The sequence below is a fragment of the Acidobacteriota bacterium genome, from assembly GCA_016196035.1.
Taxonomy (GTDB): domain Bacteria; phylum Acidobacteriota; class Blastocatellia; order RBC074; family RBC074; genus JACPYM01.
In genome coordinates, this window is the sequence record JACPYM010000077.1 from 1 (window position 1) to 21,466 (window position 21,466).

The 21,466-nt window shown below is 56.8% G+C and carries 15 protein-coding genes and 1 riboswitch; of the genes, 5 read left to right on the forward strand and 10 right to left on the reverse strand.

Translation table 11 applies throughout. The features are described 5' to 3' along the window. Nucleotides 1–250 precede the first annotated feature (250 nt). The 10 genes from HY011_23200 to HY011_23245 all read right to left on the reverse strand — a co-directional run bounded on the left by HY011_23200 (nucleotide 251) and on the right by HY011_23245 (nucleotide 14,422). Nucleotides 251–2,512, reverse strand: coding sequence for an ATP-dependent Clp protease ATP-binding subunit (locus HY011_23200; protein MBI3425846.1), 2,262 nt, complete (start codon nucleotides 2,510–2,512; stop codon nucleotides 251–253). A gap of 177 nt (nucleotides 2,513–2,689) precedes the next feature. Further along, entirely contained in the window at nucleotides 2,690–4,303 is a 1,614-nt protein-coding gene (gene groL / locus HY011_23205; GenBank protein ID MBI3425847.1) for a chaperonin GroEL, read from the reverse strand. A gap of 157 nt (nucleotides 4,304–4,460) precedes the next feature. Next, on the reverse strand, nucleotides 4,461–5,009 hold the full coding sequence (locus HY011_23210) for a nucleotide exchange factor GrpE (GenBank protein MBI3425848.1): 549 nt from the start codon (nucleotides 5,007–5,009) through the stop codon (nucleotides 4,461–4,463). Nucleotides 5,010–5,284: 275 nt separating this feature from the next. Then, complete coding sequence (clpB, locus tag HY011_23215; GenBank protein MBI3425849.1) at nucleotides 5,285–7,888, reverse strand: ATP-dependent chaperone ClpB; 2,604 nt, start codon at nucleotides 7,886–7,888, stop codon at nucleotides 5,285–5,287. 280 nt (nucleotides 7,889–8,168) lie between these two features. Next, the gene (locus HY011_23220; protein ID MBI3425850.1) at nucleotides 8,169–8,672 is read right to left on the reverse strand and encodes an Hsp20/alpha crystallin family protein; all 504 of its coding nucleotides are present in this window, start codon (nucleotides 8,670–8,672) and stop codon (nucleotides 8,169–8,171) included. Between the two features lie 428 nt (nucleotides 8,673–9,100). Next, entirely contained in the window at nucleotides 9,101–9,547 is a 447-nt protein-coding gene (locus HY011_23225; GenBank protein ID MBI3425851.1) for a hypothetical protein, read from the reverse strand. An 88-nt stretch (nucleotides 9,548–9,635) separates the two neighbouring features. Beyond that, a complete protein-coding gene (locus HY011_23230) occupies nucleotides 9,636–11,861 on the reverse strand; it encodes a hypothetical protein (GenBank protein ID MBI3425852.1) in 2,226 nt (741 codons plus the stop codon). Between the two features lie 144 nt (nucleotides 11,862–12,005). After that, nucleotides 12,006–12,245 (reverse strand): type II toxin-antitoxin system PemK/MazF family toxin, encoded by a 240-nt coding sequence (locus tag HY011_23235; GenBank protein MBI3425853.1) that lies wholly within the window; start codon nucleotides 12,243–12,245, stop codon nucleotides 12,006–12,008. Further along, nucleotides 12,242–12,499, reverse strand: a complete 258-nt coding sequence (locus HY011_23240; protein MBI3425854.1) for a hypothetical protein — start codon at nucleotides 12,497–12,499, stop codon at nucleotides 12,242–12,244. Before HY011_23240 ends, HY011_23235 begins: the two co-directional genes overlap by 4 nt. 24 nt (nucleotides 12,500–12,523) lie before the next feature. Continuing rightward, complete coding sequence (locus tag HY011_23245; protein ID MBI3425855.1) at nucleotides 12,524–14,422, reverse strand: hypothetical protein; 1,899 nt, start codon at nucleotides 14,420–14,422, stop codon at nucleotides 12,524–12,526. A 394-nt stretch (nucleotides 14,423–14,816) separates the two neighbouring features. Between HY011_23245 and HY011_23250 the strand changes: the two genes are divergently transcribed. From HY011_23250 to gcvP, 5 genes are all read left to right on the forward strand, one after another. Continuing rightward, on the forward strand, nucleotides 14,817–15,659 hold the full coding sequence (locus HY011_23250) for a M48 family metalloprotease (protein MBI3425856.1): 843 nt from the start codon (nucleotides 14,817–14,819) through the stop codon (nucleotides 15,657–15,659). A 53-nt stretch (nucleotides 15,660–15,712) separates the two neighbouring features. Continuing rightward, on the forward strand, nucleotides 15,713–16,324 hold the full coding sequence (locus HY011_23255) for a molybdenum cofactor guanylyltransferase (protein ID MBI3425857.1): 612 nt from the start codon (nucleotides 15,713–15,715) through the stop codon (nucleotides 16,322–16,324). A gap of 126 nt (nucleotides 16,325–16,450) precedes the next feature. Beyond that, a complete protein-coding gene (gcvT, locus tag HY011_23260; GenBank protein MBI3425858.1) occupies nucleotides 16,451–17,554 on the forward strand; it encodes a glycine cleavage system aminomethyltransferase GcvT in 1,104 nt (367 codons plus the stop codon). 223 nt (nucleotides 17,555–17,777) lie between these two features. After that, nucleotides 17,778–18,170, forward strand: a complete 393-nt coding sequence (gene gcvH / locus HY011_23265; protein MBI3425859.1) for a glycine cleavage system protein GcvH — start codon at nucleotides 17,778–17,780, stop codon at nucleotides 18,168–18,170. 25 nt (nucleotides 18,171–18,195) lie between these two features. Continuing rightward, a riboswitch (glycine riboswitch) is annotated at nucleotides 18,196–18,285 on the forward strand. A 147-nt stretch (nucleotides 18,286–18,432) separates the two neighbouring features. Beyond that, on the forward strand, nucleotides 18,433–21,303 hold the full coding sequence (gene gcvP, locus HY011_23270; protein MBI3425860.1) for an aminomethyl-transferring glycine dehydrogenase: 2,871 nt from the start codon (nucleotides 18,433–18,435) through the stop codon (nucleotides 21,301–21,303). The last annotated feature ends 163 nt before the right edge of the window (nucleotides 21,304–21,466 follow it).

The window sequence follows — 21,466 nt, forward strand, 5'->3', positions numbered from 1 at the left end:
GTTGGAGTGTCAAAGAACTCTTGCGCTACCGCGTACCGCCCCCGCGCTGGCGTCCGCCCTCACGGCGCGGACGCCTTTCGGCAGCGACCAAGGAGTTAATCAAACAATGGGGATGATTCCACGGTTGTTTGAGGTGCTACCGTAATCAAACCTGCACCGGCTTTTGCCAGCTAGAACAAGCAATGACGACAAAAAAGGCGCAGCCGGATTCAGCGGCTGCGCCCTTTTGATTTGCGTTGCGTGTTGTTGACTACTCGCCGCGCACGTCCAATTCGCCTTCAATAACGTCTACCACAAAATGGTTGAACGCTTTCCAGAGATTGGTGATTGGGAGTTTCACCTTTTCGTCAATCGTGCGTTTCAGGAAGCGCGCGCCATAAGCCGGGCTGAAACCGAGTTCGACCACTTTATCAATCGCAGCCTCGCTGATGCGCAAGGTCTTGCCCTGTTGCTCCATCTGTTTGCGGGTGCTGCGCAGATAAAGCAGGGCGATCTGTTTGACCTCGTCTTCGGTGAGTGGCGAGAAGATGACGATCTCGTCAATACGGTTGCGGAACTCCGGCGAGAAGCGTGTTTCGGCGGCTTGCATGACGGCGTGCTTGATCTCTGCGACATCGGCGGTCGTCTTTTGACCGAAGCCGAGCGGTTTCATGTACTTCTTGAAATTCTCGCTGCCGAGATTCGAGGTCATGATGATGATCGCATCGGAAAGATAGACTTTCTTGCCGCGCCCATCGGTCAGCCAGCCTTCGTCAAAAGCCTGCAAAAACAGGTTGAGCAGATAGGGCGAGGCTTTTTCGACCTCGTCCAACAACAGCACCGTGTAAGGATTCTCACGCAGCTTTTCGGTCAGGATGCCGCCGCGTTCGCTGCCGACAATGCCGCGCGGCATACCGATCAATTTTTCGATGGCGACGGTGCCGTCGCCGTATTCGCTCATATCAATCCGCACCATCTTCTGCTCATCGCCGAACATGGTTTCGGCTACCGCTTTGGCAAGCTCAGTCTTGCCGACACCGGTCGGCCCTAAGAACAGCAGCACCCCATCCGGTTTGTAGAAGTTTTCTTTGAGCTGGCCTTTGTTCAGCCGCAACCGTTGCGCAACCGACCTGACGGCATCTTTCTGTCCGATGACGCGGCGGCCCAGAACTTCTTCCAACGAACGGAAGCGGTCGCTGGTATCGCGGTAAATCAAGTCGCGCGGGATGCGCGATTCCTGCGAAATCACATCAATGATGTGATCGGGCCGCACCTGCATCATGGTCGGTTCGTTGATCTCGACCTTGACGGCGGCGGTGTCGAGCCAGCCGATGACTTTATCGGGCAGGTGCAGGTTGCGAATGTAGCGCGGCGCCATCTCCAACGCCGTGTCAATCGCGGCATCGGTAATTTTGACCGAATAGTTTTTCTCCAGCCGCGAGCGGATGCCGTTCAAAATCTGGCGCGTCTCGCCCAGGCTCGGTTCATCTACTTTCACCAGCCTGAAGCGCCGCGACAAGGCTTCGTCCTCGCCGATGTACTCTTTGTATTCGGTCGAGGTGGTCGCGCCGATGATGCGCAGTTCGCCACGCGCCAACGCCGACTTGAACATATTGGCGGCGTCAGAAGAAGCGCCGATAGCAGAACCCGCGCCAATGATCGTGTGCGCCTCGTCCACGAACAGAATCAGATCGGAGCGTTCCTTGACTTCGGCAATGATGCCTTGCAGGCGTTCTTCAAACATGCCGCGCAGCATGGTGCCCGCGACGATGCCGGACATCTGCAATTGCACGATATGCGCGTTGCGCAAACGCGCGGGCACTTTCAACGGTTCGAGTTCGATCAGCCGGGCCAGCCCCTCGACCACGGCGGTTTTGCCGACGCCGGGTTCGCCAACCAGCATCGGGGAATTGGCGCGCTCGCGGTGACAAAGAATTTCGATCATCTGCTGGATTTCGGCTTCGCGTCCGATAGTCGGCGGCAATTTATCCTGACGGGCGAGTTTGTTGAGCGAAGTGCCGAAGTGTTTCAGATAAGGCGGCAGGTCGTACTTCTTCCGCATCGTCTCATTCTGTTCTTCGCGCGTGCGAATGCTGCGCGAGATGGTGTCAACGGCGTTTTGCGGATCAACGCCCAACCGGCGCAAAATTTCTGCCGGCACGCCCGCCGGGTCGGCAAAGAGCGAGACAAACAAATCAAACGATTCAATCTGCTGACGCCCACTTTGACGAGCGCGTTTGAGCGAGCGGTTGAAGAGATCACGCGCAGTGTCCGTGATGTACATCTTTTTGCCGACGTACTGGCGGTTTTTCACCAACTCCTGTTCGAGCATATGCACGACGGCACGGGACTCCAACCCGACCGATTGCATCGCGTCCTGAAAGAGTTGATGCTCGATGTCTCCGAGGGCGGTGAAAATGTGTTCGACCGAGAGGTAGTTGTGCTCGCGGCGGCGTGATTCCTCAATCGCGCGATAGATCACCTTTTGACCTGTCTCGGAAAACTTGTCAGTCATCGAACCTAAATCAAACACGGCGTTTTCCTCGTTTTGCTATGCCTGTTGCCAGGCGTTGTCCTTTTCTGCAGTTACTGCTCAATTGCAGCGGCACCGCCTCATCAGCTTCGCAAGTGTACCAACCGTCAAGGTAAAACAGAAGGCAAGGGGCCGCCTTTTTTTAGCGGCCCATGCTCATCTGTTTTGAGCCGTTGCTCAGTGATCTTCGCCGCCCGCCATCGGCGCGGCCTGCTCCGGCAACTCGGTGATCACGGCTTCGGTCGTCAGCAGCAAGCCGGCGATGGAGGCGGCGTTCTGCAACGCCGTCCGTACCACTTTGGTCGGGTCAATGATGCCCGCTTCCAGCAAATCTTCGATCTGCCGTTTGGCGGCGTTATAGCCGACCGTTTTCTTTTCGGTGCGCACCTTCCCAACGATGAGGGAGCCATCCTGCCCGGCGTTGACCGCAATCATGCGCATCGGCTCTTCCATCGCGCGACGCAACAGCGCCAGGCCGGTGCGATCATCGCCCGTAGTCGCCGCTTCTAAAGCGGCGACGGCTTTGGCCGCCCGCAACAGCGCGACACCGCCACCGGGCACGATGCCTTCCTGCGCGGCGGCTTTGGTGGCGTGCAACGCGTCATCCACGCGCATTTTCTTTTCCTTCATCTCCATTTCGGTTGCCGCGCCGATTTTGATAACGGCGACGCCACCCGCGAGTTTGGCGACGCGCTCTTGCAACTTCTCACGGTCGTAATCCGAAGTCGTCGTTTCGAGTTGGGCGCGCAAAGATGCCACACGGCCTTGCAAAGCGGACTTCTTCCCCGCCCCTTCGACGATGGTCGTGTTGTCTTTGTCTATCAAGACTTTCTTGGCCTTGCCCAAATCTTCCAAGCCGATGCTCTCAAGCTTGATGCCCAGTTCCTCCGTAATCACGCGGCCACCGGTCAGCACGGCAATGTCTTCCAGCATGGCCTTGCGGCGATCCCCGAAGGCCGGGGCTTTAACAGCGGCCACTTTCAGCACGCCGCGCAGTTTGTTGACGACCAATGTGGAGAGCGCTTCGGCTTCGACATCTTCGGCAATGATGAGGAAGGGACGGCCCGCCTCGGCGACCTTTTGCAAAATGGGGAAAAGCTCGTGCATCGCCGAGATTTTCTTTTCGTGCAGCAAAATCAGCGGTTCTTCCAGCACGCAGGTCAGGGTTTCATTGTCGGTGGCGAAATAAGGCGAGATGTAACCACGGTCGAATTGCATACCTTCGACGATGTCAAGCGAAGTCTCGATGGTGCGCGCTTCTTCGACGGTTACGACGCCGTCTTTGCCGACTTGTTCCATCGCTTCGGCCAGCAATTCGCCGATGAAGCGGTCGCCATTGGCCGCCACAGTGCCGACATTCGTCAATTCCTCTTTGCCTTTGACCTTCTTCGACATCCCTTCGAGTTCGGCGATGGCGGCTTTCACACCTCTATCAATGCCCCGTTTCAGCGACATCGGATTGGCGCCGGCCACGACGTTTTTCAGCCCTTCGCGGTAGATGGACTGCGCCAGCACCGTTGCAGTCGTCGTGCCATCGCCAGCCAGATCGTTGGTCTTGGAGGCGACTTCGCGCAGCATCTGCGCGCCCATGTTCTGGTATTTGTTTTTGAGTTCGATCTCTTTGGCGACGGTCACGCCGTCTTTGGTGATTTGCGGCGAGCCGAATTTTTTATCAATCACGACATTACGGCCACGCGGGCCGAGCGTCACGCGCACCGCGTCTGACAAAATGTTGACACCTTCCAGCATTGCGCGCCGGGCTTCTTCTCTGAATTTGATCTCTTTTGCCATTGGTTCTCTTTCTCTGAAAATAGGGCAAACCAGCGGTTTGCGGGGTGCTAGGTCGAAAAATCATTTACTGGACTGGCAGTTTGAACTGCCGTGGAATTCTACTTGTCCTCAACGGATGAATCCTGGGGTAAAACAACGGGCCTGAATTTGAAGACAATCAGCCCGATGAACGACCGACACGCACACGCGCGGGTCGCAATAATTTCTCTCCGTATTTATAGCCAGGTTGAAACTCCGCGACGACGTGATTGTCCTGCTCGGGTGGTACAGCGACGATCTCGACAGCCTCGTGAATTTCCGGGTTGAATTCGATCCCTTCACTCACGACCGGCGTCAAGCCGTGTTCGCGCATCTTGTTGTCGAAAAGCAAAGCAGTCGCTTTGACGCCATCCAGCAAAGCGCGGAACTCAGGCTCTTTGGAATCGCTGCGTTCGGCGGCCCAGACGGCGCGCCTGAGATTGTCCAAGGTATCCAACAAGCTCGAGATAATGTCCCCCTTTGCCGTATCCAGCCGCTGATCGTAATTCCGTTGCAGCCGCTGGCGCATACTCGAGGTTTCACTCTCCATCTGTTTTTGCGCTTGGTTGAATTTATCGGACATCTCGCGCAGGGTGCGTTCGGCCTCTTCGCGTTTGCGCTCGGCCTCGGCGAGACGCTCCTGCAATTGCACAAGTTCTTGTTCTTTATCGGCTAATTCCGGGTTCACCGGTTCTCCCTCGGCTGTAAAGCGCCGTTTATCCGTCACGCGCACCCCCGAATTTTCTGCCGATTCTTCATGGTTGTTCGCTGCCGCAGCACTACGAGCGGCTTGGTTCTCGCTGCCATTGGCCATAGCGGCTAAAAGCCTTACCCCCTGTTAAATTCATTTGTTTGAAGTAGTAGAAGGCAATCTACCATCGCGTTTTTGCGAAAGCAAATTTGTCTGACAATAGGAGGAGAGGAGAAGCAGAATGCCCGTTTACTTCCCCTTTTCCTCGCCCTTTAACCCCGCGCGGCGGCGCTTTGCTCAGGCGCAAAAACCATTTGCCCGTGCTCTAAATCACCCTTCACAACCACCGTTTCGCCCGGTTTGATTTCGCCGCCCAGCAATTTCATCGCCAATGGATTTTGGATCAGCCCTTGAATCGCCCGTTTCAAGGGACGCGCACCAAACGTCGGATCGTACCCTTCGCGCGCCAATAACTCTTCCGCCGAAGGATCAAGCACCAACGTGACCTTGCGGTCAGCCAGCAATCGCACCAAAGCTTCAAGCTGAATCTTGATGATTTGCCGCAACTGCTCCAGCCCTAACTGCCGGAAAATGATGACTTCGTCCAAACGGTTTAGGAATTCCGGCTTAAAGTGCCCGCGCAACTGTTCCATTACGTATCCCTGCATCGTCTTTTCATCCGCCGACCATTCCTGAATTTCGCGCGAGCCGATGTTGGAAGTCATGATGATGACGGTGTTCTTGAAATCCACCGTGCGGCCCTTGCCATCGGTCAACCGCCCATCATCCAAAATTTGCAGCAGGATGTTGAACACATCCGGGTGCGCTTTTTCGATCTCGTCGAAGAGCACCACCGAATAAGGCCGACGGCGCACGGCTTCGGTCAAATAGCCGCCTTCGTCATAGCCGATGTAGCCCGGCGGCGCGCCGATCAGCCGCGCGACCGAATGCTTCTCCATAAACTCCGACATATCCAACCGCACCATCGCGTGCTCATCGTCGAAGAGGAACTCGGCCAAGGCTCGCGCCGTTTCGGTTTTCCCCACGCCAGTCGGCCCCAGAAAGATGAACGAGCCAATCGGACGTTTCGGGTCTTGCAAGCCCGCGCGCGCGCGCCGCACGGCATTGGCAACGGCAATCAAAGCCTTGTCTTGCCCAACCACACGCAGGCTCAAACGATCTTCCATCTGGACGAGCTTTTGGACTTCGCCTTCCAGCATCTTCGACACGGGCACGCCCGTCCAACGCGCTACGACTTCGGCGACGTCTTCTTCGGTGACTTCTTCTTTAAGCGTGCGACCGGCCAGTTGCAGTTCCGCCAGCTTGGCTTGATCGGCCTCAAACGCCTTTTGCAATTCGGTCATCTTGCCGTAACGAATCTCGGCCACTTTGCCGTAATCGCCCGCGCGCTCGAACTGCTCGGCTTGGACTTTCAACGCTTCGACTTGTTCTTTTGAACCGCGAATGCGTTCGATGACTTCCTTCTCGGATTGCCACTTCGCTTTCATTGCGCCTGATTTTTCTTTCAAATCGGCAATCTCGCGTTCGACCTTGGCCAAGCGCTCTTTTGAAACGGCGTCTTCCTCGCGCAGCAACGCCTGCCGCTCAATTTCGCGCTGAATGATTTCGCGCTCGACTTCATCAATCTCAGTGGGCAGCGAATCAATCTCGATGCGCAAGCGCGAGGCCGCTTCGTCAATCAGGTCAATCGCCTTGTCCGGTAGGAAACGGTCGGTGATGTAGCGGTTTGAAAGCGTCGCCGCCGCCACAATCGCGGCGTCCTTAATGCGCACCCCGTGGTGAGTCTCGTATCTATCCTTCAACCCGCGCAGGATGGAGATGGTGTCTTCGACATTCGGCTCGCCCACATAAACCTGCTGGAAGCGGCGTTCGAGCGCTTTATCCTTCTCAATGTATTTTTGATATTCGTTGAGCGTCGTGGCACCCACGCAGCGCAATTCGCCGCGCGCCAACGCGGGCTTCAGCATATTCGAAGCATCCACCGCGCCTTCCGCGCCGCCCGCGCCCACCAGCGTATGCAACTCGTCAATGAAGACGACGATTTGACCTTGCGCCTTTTCGACTTCGCGCAGGAAGGATTTCAGGCGCTCTTCAAATTCGCCGCGATATTTCGCCCCGGCCAGCATCGCGCCCAAATCCAGCGAGCACAGCCGCTTGTTTTTCAGCGTTTCAGGCACGTCGCCACTGATGATGCGCTGGGCCAGACCCTCGACGATGGCCGTCTTGCCGACACCCGGCTCGCCGATCAGCACCGGGTTGTTCTTGGTGCGCCGTGACAGCACTTGAATCGTGCGGCGAATCTCATCATCGCGCCCAATCACCGGGTCTAGTTTGCCCTGACGCGCCAATTCGGTCAGATCGCGCGAGTACTTGGCTATCGCCTGGTACTGTTCTTCGGCGTTTTGCGAAGTCACGCGTGCACCCGCGCGCATCCCTTCGATCACTTTCAGCAAGCCATCGCGCGTCACGCCGTGATTGCGCATCAGCTTGCCCGCCTCGCCTTTTTCTTCCACCAAAGCTAACAAAACGTGATCGGTCGAGATGAACTCGTCCTTGAGCTTATCAGCTTCCTTCTGCGCCTTGCTTAAAGCGTCAGTGGTGCGGTTGCTGTAGAAGCGCTGCCCAAAGCCGCTGACTTGCGGAAATTTCTTGATTGCGGCTTCCACTTCAGGCAAGAGCGTTTGCACATTGACGCCAATCTTGCCCAGCATCGGACGTGTCACGCCTTCGGGCTGTTCGATCAGCGCGGCGAGCAAATGCTCCGGCTCGACTTGTTGATGGTTTTGTTTTTCAGCCAGCGCGACGGCTGATTCAATCGCTTCCTGCGCTTTAAGTGTGAACTTGTCTAACCTCATCTCGCTCCTCCTGACACGACAACATCAATCATTTGTGGCATCGGTGGGCCGATTGACCCTTGTAAGCCAGCCTTTTCGCGGCAACCAGCATTGCGCTGATAAAACAGAGAGCCACGAATCGGCGTGAACGAAAAACGAAGAACCCAGCAGCCCGGTCAATCTTACGCTTCGTCTCATCAGGTGCCAATTCGTGGCCGAATAACTCGCCGCGATTTTTGCAATGTGCCCGGGGCCGGAAGTCGCCCTCCGCCCCGGGCCGACCATTTGCCGATGGGTCGAATTAAGCCGCTTGCGCCACGCTTGCAGACGCCCCATTCCCTTTCACTTCAACCTGAATTTGGCGTGCCTTGATCTCTTCACGTTTTGGCAACGTGATGCGCAGCACGCCATTTTTGAACTCCGCCTTGACCTCTTCGACATTCACCGTGTTCGGCAAGGAGAACGTGCGAGAGAAGTTGCCATAGCCACGTTCGACGCGCTGCCAATTGCCTTGCTTGTCTTCGTGCTCGAACTTGCGCTCGCCGCTCAAGGTGAGCTTGTAATTTTCAATCGAAAGCTTGAAATCTTCCGGTTTCACCCCAGGCAAATCCGCTTCGAGCGCAATGCCATTCTGATCCTCGAAAATGTCTACCTGCGGCACCCATTTCCCAGACAACAAGCTGTCCTCAAACTTGGTACCGAGGTGATTGAAGAAACCCGGAAAGGCGGCGTTGAAAGCCCGATTGTAATCTTGCTGCAACGTGCGCAAATCGCTTAAGGGACTGTGTTTGACGATCCAAGACATAATTTTTTCCTCCAAAATTATCCTCAGGTTTTTCCTGAAAAGACTCTCCTGCAAACCCGACCGAACTTCCATTTTCAACTCGCGCCCAGGTCGGTTGGCCGCGTAGCCGTCACAAATTGGCGAGCTATGAACTCGCCTCACTCCTTCCACTCCTACTCGATTCCTCTATTTCAAACTCACTTGCTTTGAGTGCAGCGAGAATATAAAACCTGAGTATCTTCTTGTCAAGAATCTTCTAGTAGAAAATTTAGACTTATCATTTCGCCGAGCGTTTCGTTGTAAACGCAAGGGTGGCTATCGTTTAATTTCCGCCTGGCCAAAGCGGAGCACATTGGCCGCCCCGCTTGCCTGGCAGAAATAAAGACGGCCAGTCGCTGCTAGACATCGAATGCCGCAGCGACTGGCCGTCTACTCGTTTGATTCAACGATTATTGGGCGACGAATTCGGTACCGTTAAACCGGAAGTCCACACTCCGCAGTGCGCCGCCGTTTAAGGCGAACATGCGCAACACCGGCGCTTTCCCTTCCTCGTAACGAACCCCCATGCGTTGAAATTGATCGCCGGCTTTGACCGCCTGCCCGCCTTGATCGGCTTTGAGCATGTACCGCTTGCCGCCGCGCACCACCAGCGCGTGCGTGTCTTTGCCAGTGGCATAGATGACGACCAAGCTGTCGAAACTGCCTTTTTGCACCGCATCGAGCCGCGTTGCATAAACCAGTTGGGCGTCCTTGCCGCCCGCTGATTTGGCCTCGGCCTGCGCCGCTTCCAGATCGGACGAGCTTAGTTTTTTGTTGGCAATCATCTGCGCCTTGCTGGCGACGGCTACCGACAAGAACAGACTGGCACATAACAATAGACTGTAGAAACGTTTCATTTTTCGATCCTCCAAAATTACCTTGGGCATATTTGCCTTTGGGTTTGCCAATAAGCTTGCTTTACTTGACTCAGAACTACTTCAGAAACTACTGGGCATTGACCGCGAGTTGAGCACTGCCCACATTGGCATTCGCATCAAACACGCGGAAAGCCAGCACATGCGGACGCCCATCTGGCAAGGTCACCGAAACTTTGAATTCTTCGCGTTTCGCGTCGGCAATTCCATCGAGCGGATAAACGGCTTTCCAGCCATTGCCATCCAGTTGATATTCAGCCCTACGAATGATGGACGTCGTATCGCTGGCGCGAAACGTGACTTCGACCTGGCGGCCTTGAAACTTCGGCGCCTCGTTGGTCACGGTGGGTGGTGTGTTGTCCAGTTCCACCGATTCTGTTTCCAGTTCGTCACTCAGAGCGATAGTGCCTGGATTTGACAGCCCGTCCGTCGCCACAATTTTGAACACATAGCGCCCATCCGGCAAATCATTCGCGTCCACCGTGTAGTAATTGTCGCGCAAGCCGCTCTTGAGCGGAAAGAATTCGTTGCTGTAGGCGTTGCGGTAAAGCACCGCGTATTCCAACACATCGCCATTGCGATCTTCGGCCTGCCACTGCAAGGAAAGCGCACCGCGTTGATAGACACGACGCGGCGGGATATTCGGCGTCGCACCCAGCACGGCAGGATCAAGCCCAGCCTGCTCGGCGCTATTGTCGCCTTGTGGTTGCGGCAAGGCTTGCAACGCCACGCCAGCGGGCAAGACATTGATTGAAATCAGGCGGGGCGCGACATTGCGTGGTAGGTATGAAACCGTCACCTCGCGCAAACTCGGATCAGGTTTGCCTGCGCTGCGTTTCAGGGTCGCGCGCCATTGCAGGAACCGCGCGGCTGGACTTTTGATTGCTTCCCCATCGGAGTTGGCAATCGCCGCCGACCAATCGCTCCACGTCGAATCGGGCGTGGCAGTATTGCCGCTGCGCGTTTGGATTTCGACCTCGCCCGTGCCCAGCCAGGAAAGGCGGCCCCAGGCAGCGCCGGTCGCCGCTTCGCGTACTGATGATGTGTAAGCGCCGCTCGCACTGGCGTTGTTAGCGCGATAGACCTTGCCCAAATTCGAGGTGATGGCCCAAACATCCTGCCCTGTTTGCAACAGGCGCGACACCTGCGCTTCGGGCAATTGGGCATACATCGCCGGTTTGCGCGCCGATGTGACCGCATAAACGCGCCCCTTTTGCCCTGTGCCGACCAGCGCCGTGAGCTTGTCAGCGACACCGTTGACGGATACCGTGAAAGCCGCCGCATCTTTTGAATCCCACCACACATCGTTGCCGCCATTGCTGTCCAAACGGTACAAGGCCGCTTTGGCCTGGTTGCCAGTCGAGCTACTCGACGAGGAGGTGCTCGAACTGGGGCTATCCAAAACCTGTACATCACTGATCGTGACCGTTACACCACCCTCATCCCCACCGGCGACCGGCGCGGTCGAAATGGGCGTTAAGCTCGCGCTGGCATTGCTGCCCGCGTTGCCGGCGGATTCGGATAAAGCCAGCGCAAAGATTTCGCCATTGCGGCCCACCGCCAATTCGCGAATCTCGCGCTGTGACGAATCGAACAGGGTGTAAGTCTTTCCATCCGGCGCGATGCGTAAAACCAAGCCGCCCGGATCAGTGCCCGCCAACAGGTTGCCTGCGGCATCCATCCGCAAGGCCGTGATATTCGCCTGCGTGGTGTTGACGAAAGGCTCGCCCTTGCCAACACCATTGCCAGCACCATTGCCATCTGGCGTCACGCGAAAGATCACGCCTTTATCGCCGGTGCCTACATACAGACGACCCTGCGCGTCGAAGGTCAGCGACCAGATGTACTTCGACTTCGGCTCGAAAAAGACTTTCGCTTCGCCACTTGGCGTGATGCGGTAAACCTTGCCATCCGGCGCAGTGCCTGCATAAACATTGCCTTGCCCGTCCAGCGCCAGCGCCATCACGTCCAGTTCACCGGTTTTATACAGCAAGGCGCCTTTACCGCTGGCGTCTATCTTAAAGACGCGGCCTTCGTGACCAGTGCCCAGATACACATTCCCGCGCGCATCGGCCACCGCTGACCAGATATAAGCTTGTTTGGTATCGAAGACTTCGTTGAATTGCGGCGCCAGCGTCAGCGTGCCGTTGTCAGCGATGGCCACGCCTCGGGCCTCACCTTTTTCGATTTCAGCGCGGGTGTTGACGCGCCAGAAAACCGGGCCGCTGGCTGAAACGGTCGCCAAAGTAAAAACAACAAAAATCAGGGTAAGCAGAAAGCTACTGGATTTACGCATGTAGTGATTGTCAGTCGTCTCGGTTGTCAGTGCCGGCTAAAGTTCCAATTGAAAGCGTAACGCGGCGTTGATTTGTGTCTGTAGAATAAGGTCGGTCAAGTGACCCAAATGCCGAATAAATCGTTGTTTGTCGAGTGCTCTGATTTAATGACACATGACGATGGATTCATTTGGCAATCCACTCGTGCCAGCCGGTATCAATGCTTCATTACGATAAAGCGTGCGGCCGGCCTTACGCGAAGTGATCGGTAAAACGTCCACGATTGGCATGATTTGGTTGAACGTGCTGCGGCTAATCACCAGCACGGCGCGCGTCTTTCCTTGCTCAGAGCCGCGGATCGGATCAAGCTGCGCCAACCAAATCTCCCAGCGCCTGAAATTCATAAAGTCTTCGAGTCAAAATCCGCGTACTTGAAATCGTCCATCACCTCGTACAGGTCCGCCATAAATAGTGGGTCATTCGCCGCTGCGCGGAACTCAGCCAATTCGCGGGCCGTTTCGTCAGCCGGCATGGCAACAGGGCTTTCTTGAAAAAGTACGATGACTTCGGCCTGCGTCTCGACGACCGCCTCCGGCGGCAGGCAAATACGCAACTCGCGATCTGCGGGCACTCTGATGTGTTGCTCGACAGCTTGCATAACTGCAACTCCAAAGTCTTGCCATTAATTGTTCACCACATTGACTGTCAGCGTGCGTTGCCCCGCGATCACAAATTCGGCGGGCGGCAGTTCCTGTTCCAGAACCGTCACCGCACGCAGCAGTGTGTAACCGCCCGTCGTGCGGTCAGACCCCAACGTCGCCAGCACGGAGGGCGGCAGGTTTGGCAATTCTTCGTTATTGATCACCGCGCCGGTTTCACTGCGCGCCAAGCGCACATAGAGGCGATCCGCTTTGCGGAGCTTGTTCAGCTCGCGCACCAATTGCGCGAGCGATTTGGGCGTGAAGCCCGTGCGCGGTTCGCTGGCTTGCAGCGCCGCGCCATCGCTGACGATCACCTGCAATTGGCCGAGCGGCGCATCCGCCGGGATTTGCACGGGGATGCGTTCGAGGAATTCCGCGCCGCTTTCGGTGCGCGCGAAGGCCTGGATTTCCAGTTTCTCGCCGCGTTTGACTTCGGTCTGGTTGATCCAGAGGCGATCCAGACTGCCGCGTTTGCGCGCATCACGCGAAGTGATGTCGAGTTTCACGCCTTCGATGGTCATGCCTTCAAAGCCGCTGTTGAGCAATGCATTCAGGGGTTGTGAAATCGCCAATGCCGCCGCCAAGGGCGCATTCATCGAAGTCGAGAGCCGATTTTCCAGCATGATCTCCGGCTGATCTTTGACCTTGATGCGATTGCGAATCTGCAAGGTCGAATCGCCCAGCGTGCGCTCGGTCGAACCAATTGTCGCGAGCACCGTCATTTGCGTCAGCACAGGCGTCAAGAAACGGTCAATTACCATCTCGAATTTGTAGTTCTTGTGTTCGCCCCGGCTGGTCTGCAAATTGATCTCGACCGGAACCATCCGCGCACTCACGCCCAATTCACCGTAAACGCCAGTCGAACGATCTCCACTAATTGCTCCAACCGTCGCGGTCGGGGAAACGAGCTTAAACGAACTGTTCTGGTTCGCCAGTACCGTGATGACTTCGCCTTCGAGCATTGGGAAATCAGCCACTCCGATAGAGAGCCACGGATGGCCGAATGCATAGATGCGATTACCGTCGCGCAAAGTGACCGTACCAGCAGCCGAAATAGAAAAATCCCCGCGCACTAACGAGACGACAACCGTCGAGCCGGGTTTCAACGTGTTCGCATCGGCTTTCTTCATCTCAGTGATCTCAGCCGCGCCCGCGACGCCAGCAACCGGATTCAGTCCTAATGCTTGAAACTGAGCCGCGAACCGGGCGACGACTTCGGGCGACACTCCGGTAATGGCCAATGGCGCAGCCAGCGGCGCCAGCATCTGATTGCCCGGTCCACTAACGGCTTGTGCGCCACTGTTGGGCCTGTTCATTCGTTCGACAAAGGATTTAAGCTCGGTGGAATTTTCGTTAAAAGCGATCTCAGAAAATGAAACCGGGCGCGGTTTATTGCCGGGCTGGCCTTTCTCCAACTGCTTCTGCTCAAAAACCTCGACCATCTGCTGAATTGGGGTGATACCTCCGATCGCGTCCTTGGCAAATGGATAGCCGAAAGCAATTGCGCCAAGCAACTTACCGTCAATGTATACTGGGGAACCACTTATGCCAGCGAATACGCCGATGTGTTGAAATTCCTCGCCGAGCAGTTTCGACAGCACCGCGTTCTGCCCTGGACTTGGAAAGCCTTTCATCACCCCCAGAATTTGCAGTTCGAATTTACGCGGCTCACTGCCCTCAAAAACGGTATAGCCTACCGCACGCATGCCTGGCTTGACCTGTTCAATCGGAAAGAATTGATCTGCCGATGGCGTCGCTTGTCGCGCGGCTTTGGCCACAGCATTCGCCGCTGGGGCTGGCGCTTTCGCCGCCGGAGTTTGGGCGAATACTGTTGATGCAGACATGGCGACCAGCAGGCTCAACGACAATACTTGTTTCATCGAACTGTTACCTCTTTTCAAATGCATTGATTCCGACGTCCTGACATTGCTCACAGAATTAGTTGGGTTGTTAAACACTGACTCACTGCTCCGCTGAGTCGGCACTATAACATAGAAGCTTGCGATTCCACCTTGACTGAGCGGCGGCCCGTGTCTCTCTTGCGCAAATTTTACTGGACGGCTCGGATTTTACTTTTCACATTCTGCCAGCCTGCGTACAATGCGCCCGCTATCAGAGCCTGCGTTTCTCAGGCATACAAATGATCAGACAGCCCCGCATCTTCACTTCAACAACGATCCCCAGGTGTCTTACAACTTTTGTTTGATCGGTTTTCGATTTCTTCACGCGCTTCCCAGCAGGATTGGAACCCGGCTTTGTACTCTCAAAACGGCTATGTGGAAACAAGTCTTCCTGCTTTGCTTATTCAATAGTTTGTCCGGCGTGGCGCTGCCGTGCCCGCAGCAGTTCGCCAACGTTATGACCAGCGCCTGCGCGGCGAACGATAAAAGCGCGGCGAAAGTGGAGGCCAAACCCAATGCGAAAGAAACCGGCTCGAAAGAAGCGGAGGCGGCGCATCTGCCCGCAGCCTTGCTGGATGACGTGCAGGCTTGGACGGCAGCAGTCAATTTCTGGCAACTGGTCGAACGGGGCGAACGTTTAAGCGCCGCTGTCGAAGTGCTGGCGGTCAAATCGAATGCGCTGGAAGCCTGGGTCTGCGGCCAAACCAAAATCTGCGTCTCCACCCGCCTGCTGCGTGAATTCGCGCCAGAGGCGCAACAAGCCGTCCTCGCCCACGAGGTCGGGCATCTGCTCATCCCGCGCAATTACGCGGCGCACCCGCAATTGTGGGAAGCCCAATGCGACCTGTTCGCCGTCGCCTTTTTGCGTGATGCCGAGCAAATGAAAGAAATGCTGCTGACGCTAGCCCGCGATTGCGCCACCTGCCGCGACAACGAACACCCGGCGCCGGGCGCGCGAGTGGCCTTGCTTGAACATTTCTCGGCCAGGACGCTCACCACCGTCTTCAAGTTCGATGAATTCCGCTTGCGCCATTACGCCATCCAATTCAAAGACACCGCCAGCACAGTCCCCAGCGGATTGCAGCAACAGAGTTTTGCCATCGGGCGGGCGGCCAATACGCCGGCTTATGTCTCGGAACTAAAACGTCTCAGCTTTGTCATCAACTTTGAAGCAGCATTATCAGGCGCTAAACTCACGCCAGGCGCCAGGCGCTAAACTCGCGCCGGGCAAATGAAAGGCAGATTCCTTTTTTACCAATGCAAGTCGTGGTGGCGATTCAAGCAGGCGGTCGTAGCAGCCGCATGGGCACGGACAAAGCCTGGGCGGAATTATCCGGGCGTCCGCTGATCGAACACGTGCTGCGCGCCGCCCAGCCGCTGGCACAACGCTTCACGGTGGTGCTCAGTCACGACACCCCGCAGCGCGAACGCTACCAGCAACTCGCCGCACACTGGCAGGCCAAGCTGTTATTCGACGCCAATGACTATTGCGGCCCGCTGGGCGGGATTCAAACTGCTTTACTGGATTGCCAGCCGACCGAAACGGCGTTGATCCTGGCCTGCGATCTGCCGCGCCTGACGCCTGCGTTCCTAGCCTTCTTGCAAACACAGCACGCGGCCAGCGCCGCAACCACCATTACCATCCCTTTAGATCACGCGGGCCGCCGCCAGATGCTCTCCGGTTTTTATCAACCGTCCTGCCTGCCTGCCGTCCAACAGATGCTCTATGAAGGATTGCTACGAATAGATAAGCTCTGTTCGCGCGTGCCTGTCTGTGAAGTTGCGTTTGCCAATTATGCCCATTTGCCCCACGCGGCAACGTTGCTAAACAACCTCAACACACCTGCTGAATTACGCCTGGCCGCTGGCGAAACGGCCTGATGTTCTTCGGCTAAGACCCTTTGTTGACGAAGCCGGAAACCCTGTGCTAGCTTGACCGCCTACTTAAGAAATACCCGTCGTTACAGCGTTTTTCCGCAGTTTTCCGTTGAAAGAGAGCAACACGTTTTGGCAGAGAATCCGCTTAAGCAAACAGCGCTCAACGCCGCCCATCGCCGTCTGGGCGGCAAGATGGTGTCGTATGGCGGCTGGGATATGCCTGTAACCTACGCCGGCACGATTGACGAACACATGGCCGTGCGCACGGCCGCCGGCCTCTTCGATGTCAGCCACATGGGCGAAGTCGAAGTGCACGGCCCGCAGGCGCTGCAACTTGTCCAACATCTGACCACCAACGACGCCAGCAAATTGCACATTGGTCAGGCGCATTATTCCGGCCTGCTCTATCCGAATGGCGGGTTCGTAGACGATTTGCTCGTGCACAAACTCAGCGACGAGCATTACCTGCTTTGCATCAATGCCAGCAACACCGACAAAGATTTCGCTTGGATCAGGCAGCACGCCACTGGCTTTGACGCCGAAGCCGTCAACACCAGTCCCAATTACACGCAACTCGCGTTGCAAGGGCCGCAGGCCTTGACCATGTTGCAACCGCTGGTGGATGTCGAACTGAGCACGATCAAATACTATTGGTTCACCCACGGCAAAGTAGCAGGCGTGCCGGCCTTGATCGCGCGCACCGGCTACACGGGCGAAGACGGTTTCGAGTTGTATTTCGATCCGAACAAATCTGAACGGGTCTGGAACAAACTACTGGAGGCGGGTCAATCATACGGCATTCAACCTTGCGGTCTGGCCGCGCGGAATACGCTGCGGCTGGAAGCGAAGATGGCGCTGTACGGCAACGACATTGACGACACCACCACGCCGCTCGAAGCCGATCTGGCCTGGATCGTCAAATTGCAAAAGGGCGATTTCATCGGACGCGATGTTTTGGTGAAACAGAAAGAGGCGGGCCTGACACGCAAACTCATCGGCTTTGAAATGCTTGATAGAGGCATCGCCCGTGAACATTATCCGATTTGGATCGGCGACGCGCAGGTCAGCCAGGTTTCCTCCGGCAGCCCCGCGCCGTTTCTGAAAAAGAACATCGGGCTGGCTTATCTGCCGCTCGAACACACTGCCGTGGGCACGCGCTTTGATGTGGAAATTCGCGGCAAGCGCACAACAGCCCAGGTCGTTGAAACACCGTTTTACAAACGCGCCAAATAGCAGTTTATAGCCGCAGCAGACGGCTGGCACGAGGTTGCCGCATTCTGCTTTTTTAACGATAGCATTCAAGAAAATGAACCCACCTCCCACGAAGCTACACGAAGGTTCACGAAGGCGGGCAGATGTGTTTTGATCGGGCCAAGCAACATCTTCGTGATACTTCGTGTGGCTTCGTGGGAGAACAGTTTCTTGAGATCAATACTTTTTTGAAAGCGAGCACGCGATGGCGAACTATCCTGACAATCTGCAATACACCAAAGACCACGAATGGCTGCGCGTCACCGGCGCCACCGCCGAAGTCGGCATCACCGACTTTGCGCAAAGCGCCCTGGGCGATGTCGTCTATGTCGAATTGCCAGTGGTCGGCGATTCATTCGACCAAGGCAAGGCCTTCGGCTCGGTCGAATCGGTCAAGTCGGTCAGCGAACTCTTCTCGCCGATTTCGGGCGAGGTGGTCGCGATCAACGAGGCCTTGGCCGACTCACCCGAATTGGTCAACACCGATCCTTACAAAGGCGGCTGGATGATCAAGCTCACGGTCGAAAACGCGGGTCAGATTGATGCCCTGCTCTCGGCCAGTGAGTACGAAGATTTTGTGGCTACACAATCGGAATAAAGCCACCACGCGCAAAAGCGCCGCCGGGTCAGTGACGGGAGAGATTGGCCGCAGCGCCAACGCCGAAGGAGCAACCGCCCAGGAATCTCTCAGGCAAAAGGACCGTCTGACCTTTTCGACATCTGGAAAGTGGTAACGGCTTAGCCTTCAAACGCTGCGCCGTTACCCGCCGAAGGAATAACACTCTCAGGCAAACCGACAGATCGGGCATTTAACCAGACAGCGCTCCATACTGTTGAGCGGCTTTCTTTGGGAGTGTCCGATGCAAGAAACACAATCCGCAATTCCGGCTACCGACTTTGCCCGCCGTCACATCGGCCCATCACCGGCTGACATCGAAAAGATGCTCGCAACCGTCCAGGCGTCCAGTTTGGCCGACCTGATGACGCAAACCATTCCATCCAACATTCGCCAAGCCGCGCCGCTCGATTTCGGCCCTGCGCTTTCCGAAACTGAAGCGCTCGACCGTTTGCGCGAAATTGCGAATAAGAATCAGGTCTTCACTTCGCTGATCGGACAAGGCTATTCCGGCACCATTCTGCCCGCAGTGATCCAACGCAACATTCTGGAAAACCCGGCTTGGTATACAGCCTATACGCCTTACCAACCCGAAATCAGCCAGGGCCGTCTGGAAGCGCTCATCAATTACCAGACAATGATTTGCGATTTGACCGCGCTCGATGTCGCCAACGCTTCGTTGCTGGACGAGGCAACCGCCGCCGCCGAAGCAATGGCGCTCGCCGCACGTTCGAGCAAATCAAAATCCACGCGCTTCTTTGTAGACAGCCAAGTCCATCCGCAAACGCTGGCCTTGCTGCAAACGCGGGCTGAACCGCTGGGCTGGACGCTGGTCATCGGCGATCCGCTGCAGGAGTTAGCGGGCGCGGAAGTGTTCGGCGCGATCTTTCAATATCCGGGCACGCACGGCGAGATTCGCGATTTACGCTCGGCCATTGCCGAAGTCAAAGCGCAAAACGGTGTGCCTGTCATCGCCGCCGATTTGCTGGCGCTGACCTTGCTGACGCCGCCGGGCGAATTGGGCGCGGAAATCGCCATTGGTTCGGCGCAACGTTTCGGCGTGCCGATGGGCTACGGCGGCCCGCACGCGGCGTATATGGCCGTGCGCGATGCCCACAAACGTTCGCTGCCGGGGCGGCTGGTTGGCGTTTCGATTGATGCGCGCAAAGCGCCCGCTTATCGCCTCGCGCTGCAAACACGCGAACAGCACATCCGCCGCGAGAAGGCCACCTCGAACATCTGCACCGCGCAAGTGCTGCTGTCCGTGATGGCTTCGATGTACGCGGTCTATCACGGACCGGAAGGGCTGACACATATCGCGCGCGACGTGCAACGCAAGACCGCCGTGCTCGCAGCAGGCTTGCGCCTGCTCGGCGTCAACGTTTTGAACGACACCTTCTTCGACACCCTGACTGTCGGGGCCAGTGACAGGCAGGCCGAAATCATCGCACGTGCGGCCAGCGAGAAGATCAACTTCCGCGTACTGCCGAGTCGGTTGGGCATCGCGCTCGACGAAACCACAACGCCCGCCGTCATCGAAGCCGTCTGGCGCGCCTTTGGCGGCACGCTCATCTTTGCCGAAGTCGAAGCGGAAGCGAACGCCGGCTTGCCTGCCGCGCTCACACGCACCTCAACTTTTCTGCAACATCCGGTCTTTCATCGCCATCGTTCCGAAACAGAATTGCTCCGCTACATGCGCAAGCTCAGCGACCGCGACTTGGCGCTGGATCGCGCGATGATTCCGCTCGGTTCTTGCACAATGAAGCTCAACGCGACCGCCGAGATGATTCCGGTCACCTGGCCCGAATTCGGCGCGTTGCATCCCTTCGCCCCCGCTGAACAGGCGCGCGGTTACGCCGAGATGTGCGACGACTTGAAAGCCAAGCTCTGCGCGATTACCGGCTACGATGCGATTTCGCTGCAACCCAATTCCGGCGCGCAAGGCGAATATGCCGGGCTGCTGGCGATTCGCGGCTATCACGCCAGCCGCGGCGAAGCGCACCGCAATATCTGCCTGATTCCCTCTTCCGCGCACGGTACCAATCCAGCCTCCGCGCACATGGCCGCGATGGAAGTCGTCGTCGTCAAATGCGATGACCACGGCAACATTGACATGGCCGACTTGCAGGCCAAAGCCGAACAGCATTCGGCCAATCTCGCCGCTGTGATGGTGACTTATCCATCCACGCACGGCGTGTTTGAAACCGAAATCCGCGCACTCTGCGACATCGTTCATCAACACGGCGGCCAGGTGTATCTGGACGGCGCGAACCTGAACGCGCAAGTCGGCCTCGCGCGCCCTGGCGATTACGGTGCCGATGTCTCGCATCTAAATTTGCACAAGACCTTTTGCATCCCGCATGGCGGCGGCGGCCCAGGCATGGGACCCATCGGCGTCAAAGCGCATCTCGCGCCTTTCCTGCCAGGGCACCCAGTGATTGACGGCGGCACTACTCCTGTTGGGCCGGTGTCAGCAGCGCCGTTTGGTTCGGCCTCGATCCTGCCAATTTCGTATGCCTACATTTTGATGATGGGTGGTGAGGGATTGCAGCGCGCGACCGAAGTGGCAATTCTGAATGCCAATTACATCGCGGCGCGTTTGGATGCGCACTTCCCCGTGCTCTACAAGAACACCAACGGACGTGTCGCGCACGAATGCATCATTGACCCGCGCGCGCTCAAAGACAGCAGCAGTGTGACGGTGGACGACATCGCCAAGCGGCTGATTGATTATGGCTTCCACGCGCCGACGATGAGCTTCCCCGTGCCGGGCACGCTGATGATCGAACCGACCGAATCGGAATCGCTCTATGAATTGGATCGCTTCTGCGACGCGCTGATCGCCATCCGCAATGAGATTCGCGAAGTCGAAATCGGGCGCTTCAACATTGCCGATGCGCCGCTGCGGCACGCGCCGCATACCGTCCACGATCTGGCCGATGACAATTGGGATCGTCCTTATTCGCGCGCGGAAGGCTGCTTCCCGGCGGGTTCGGCGCGGATGGACAAGTACTGGGCGCCAGTTGGGCGCATTGATAACGCATACGGCGACCGCAACCTGTTCTGCGCGTGTGTGCCGCTGGAAGAGTATGCGCAAGCGGCGGCGGCGAAATAGGCTGCTTGCATTGATGCGGCTTGGCAAAGCCCTCAAAACATCCGCCAATGAGGTGTCACTGAAGCCTGAAGCCCGAAGCCTGATTCCTGACAGAGTGAAAATCGGCCATCAATTTTCATTCATCAGGAATCAGGCTTCGGGCTTCAGGTTTCAGTCAAACCGT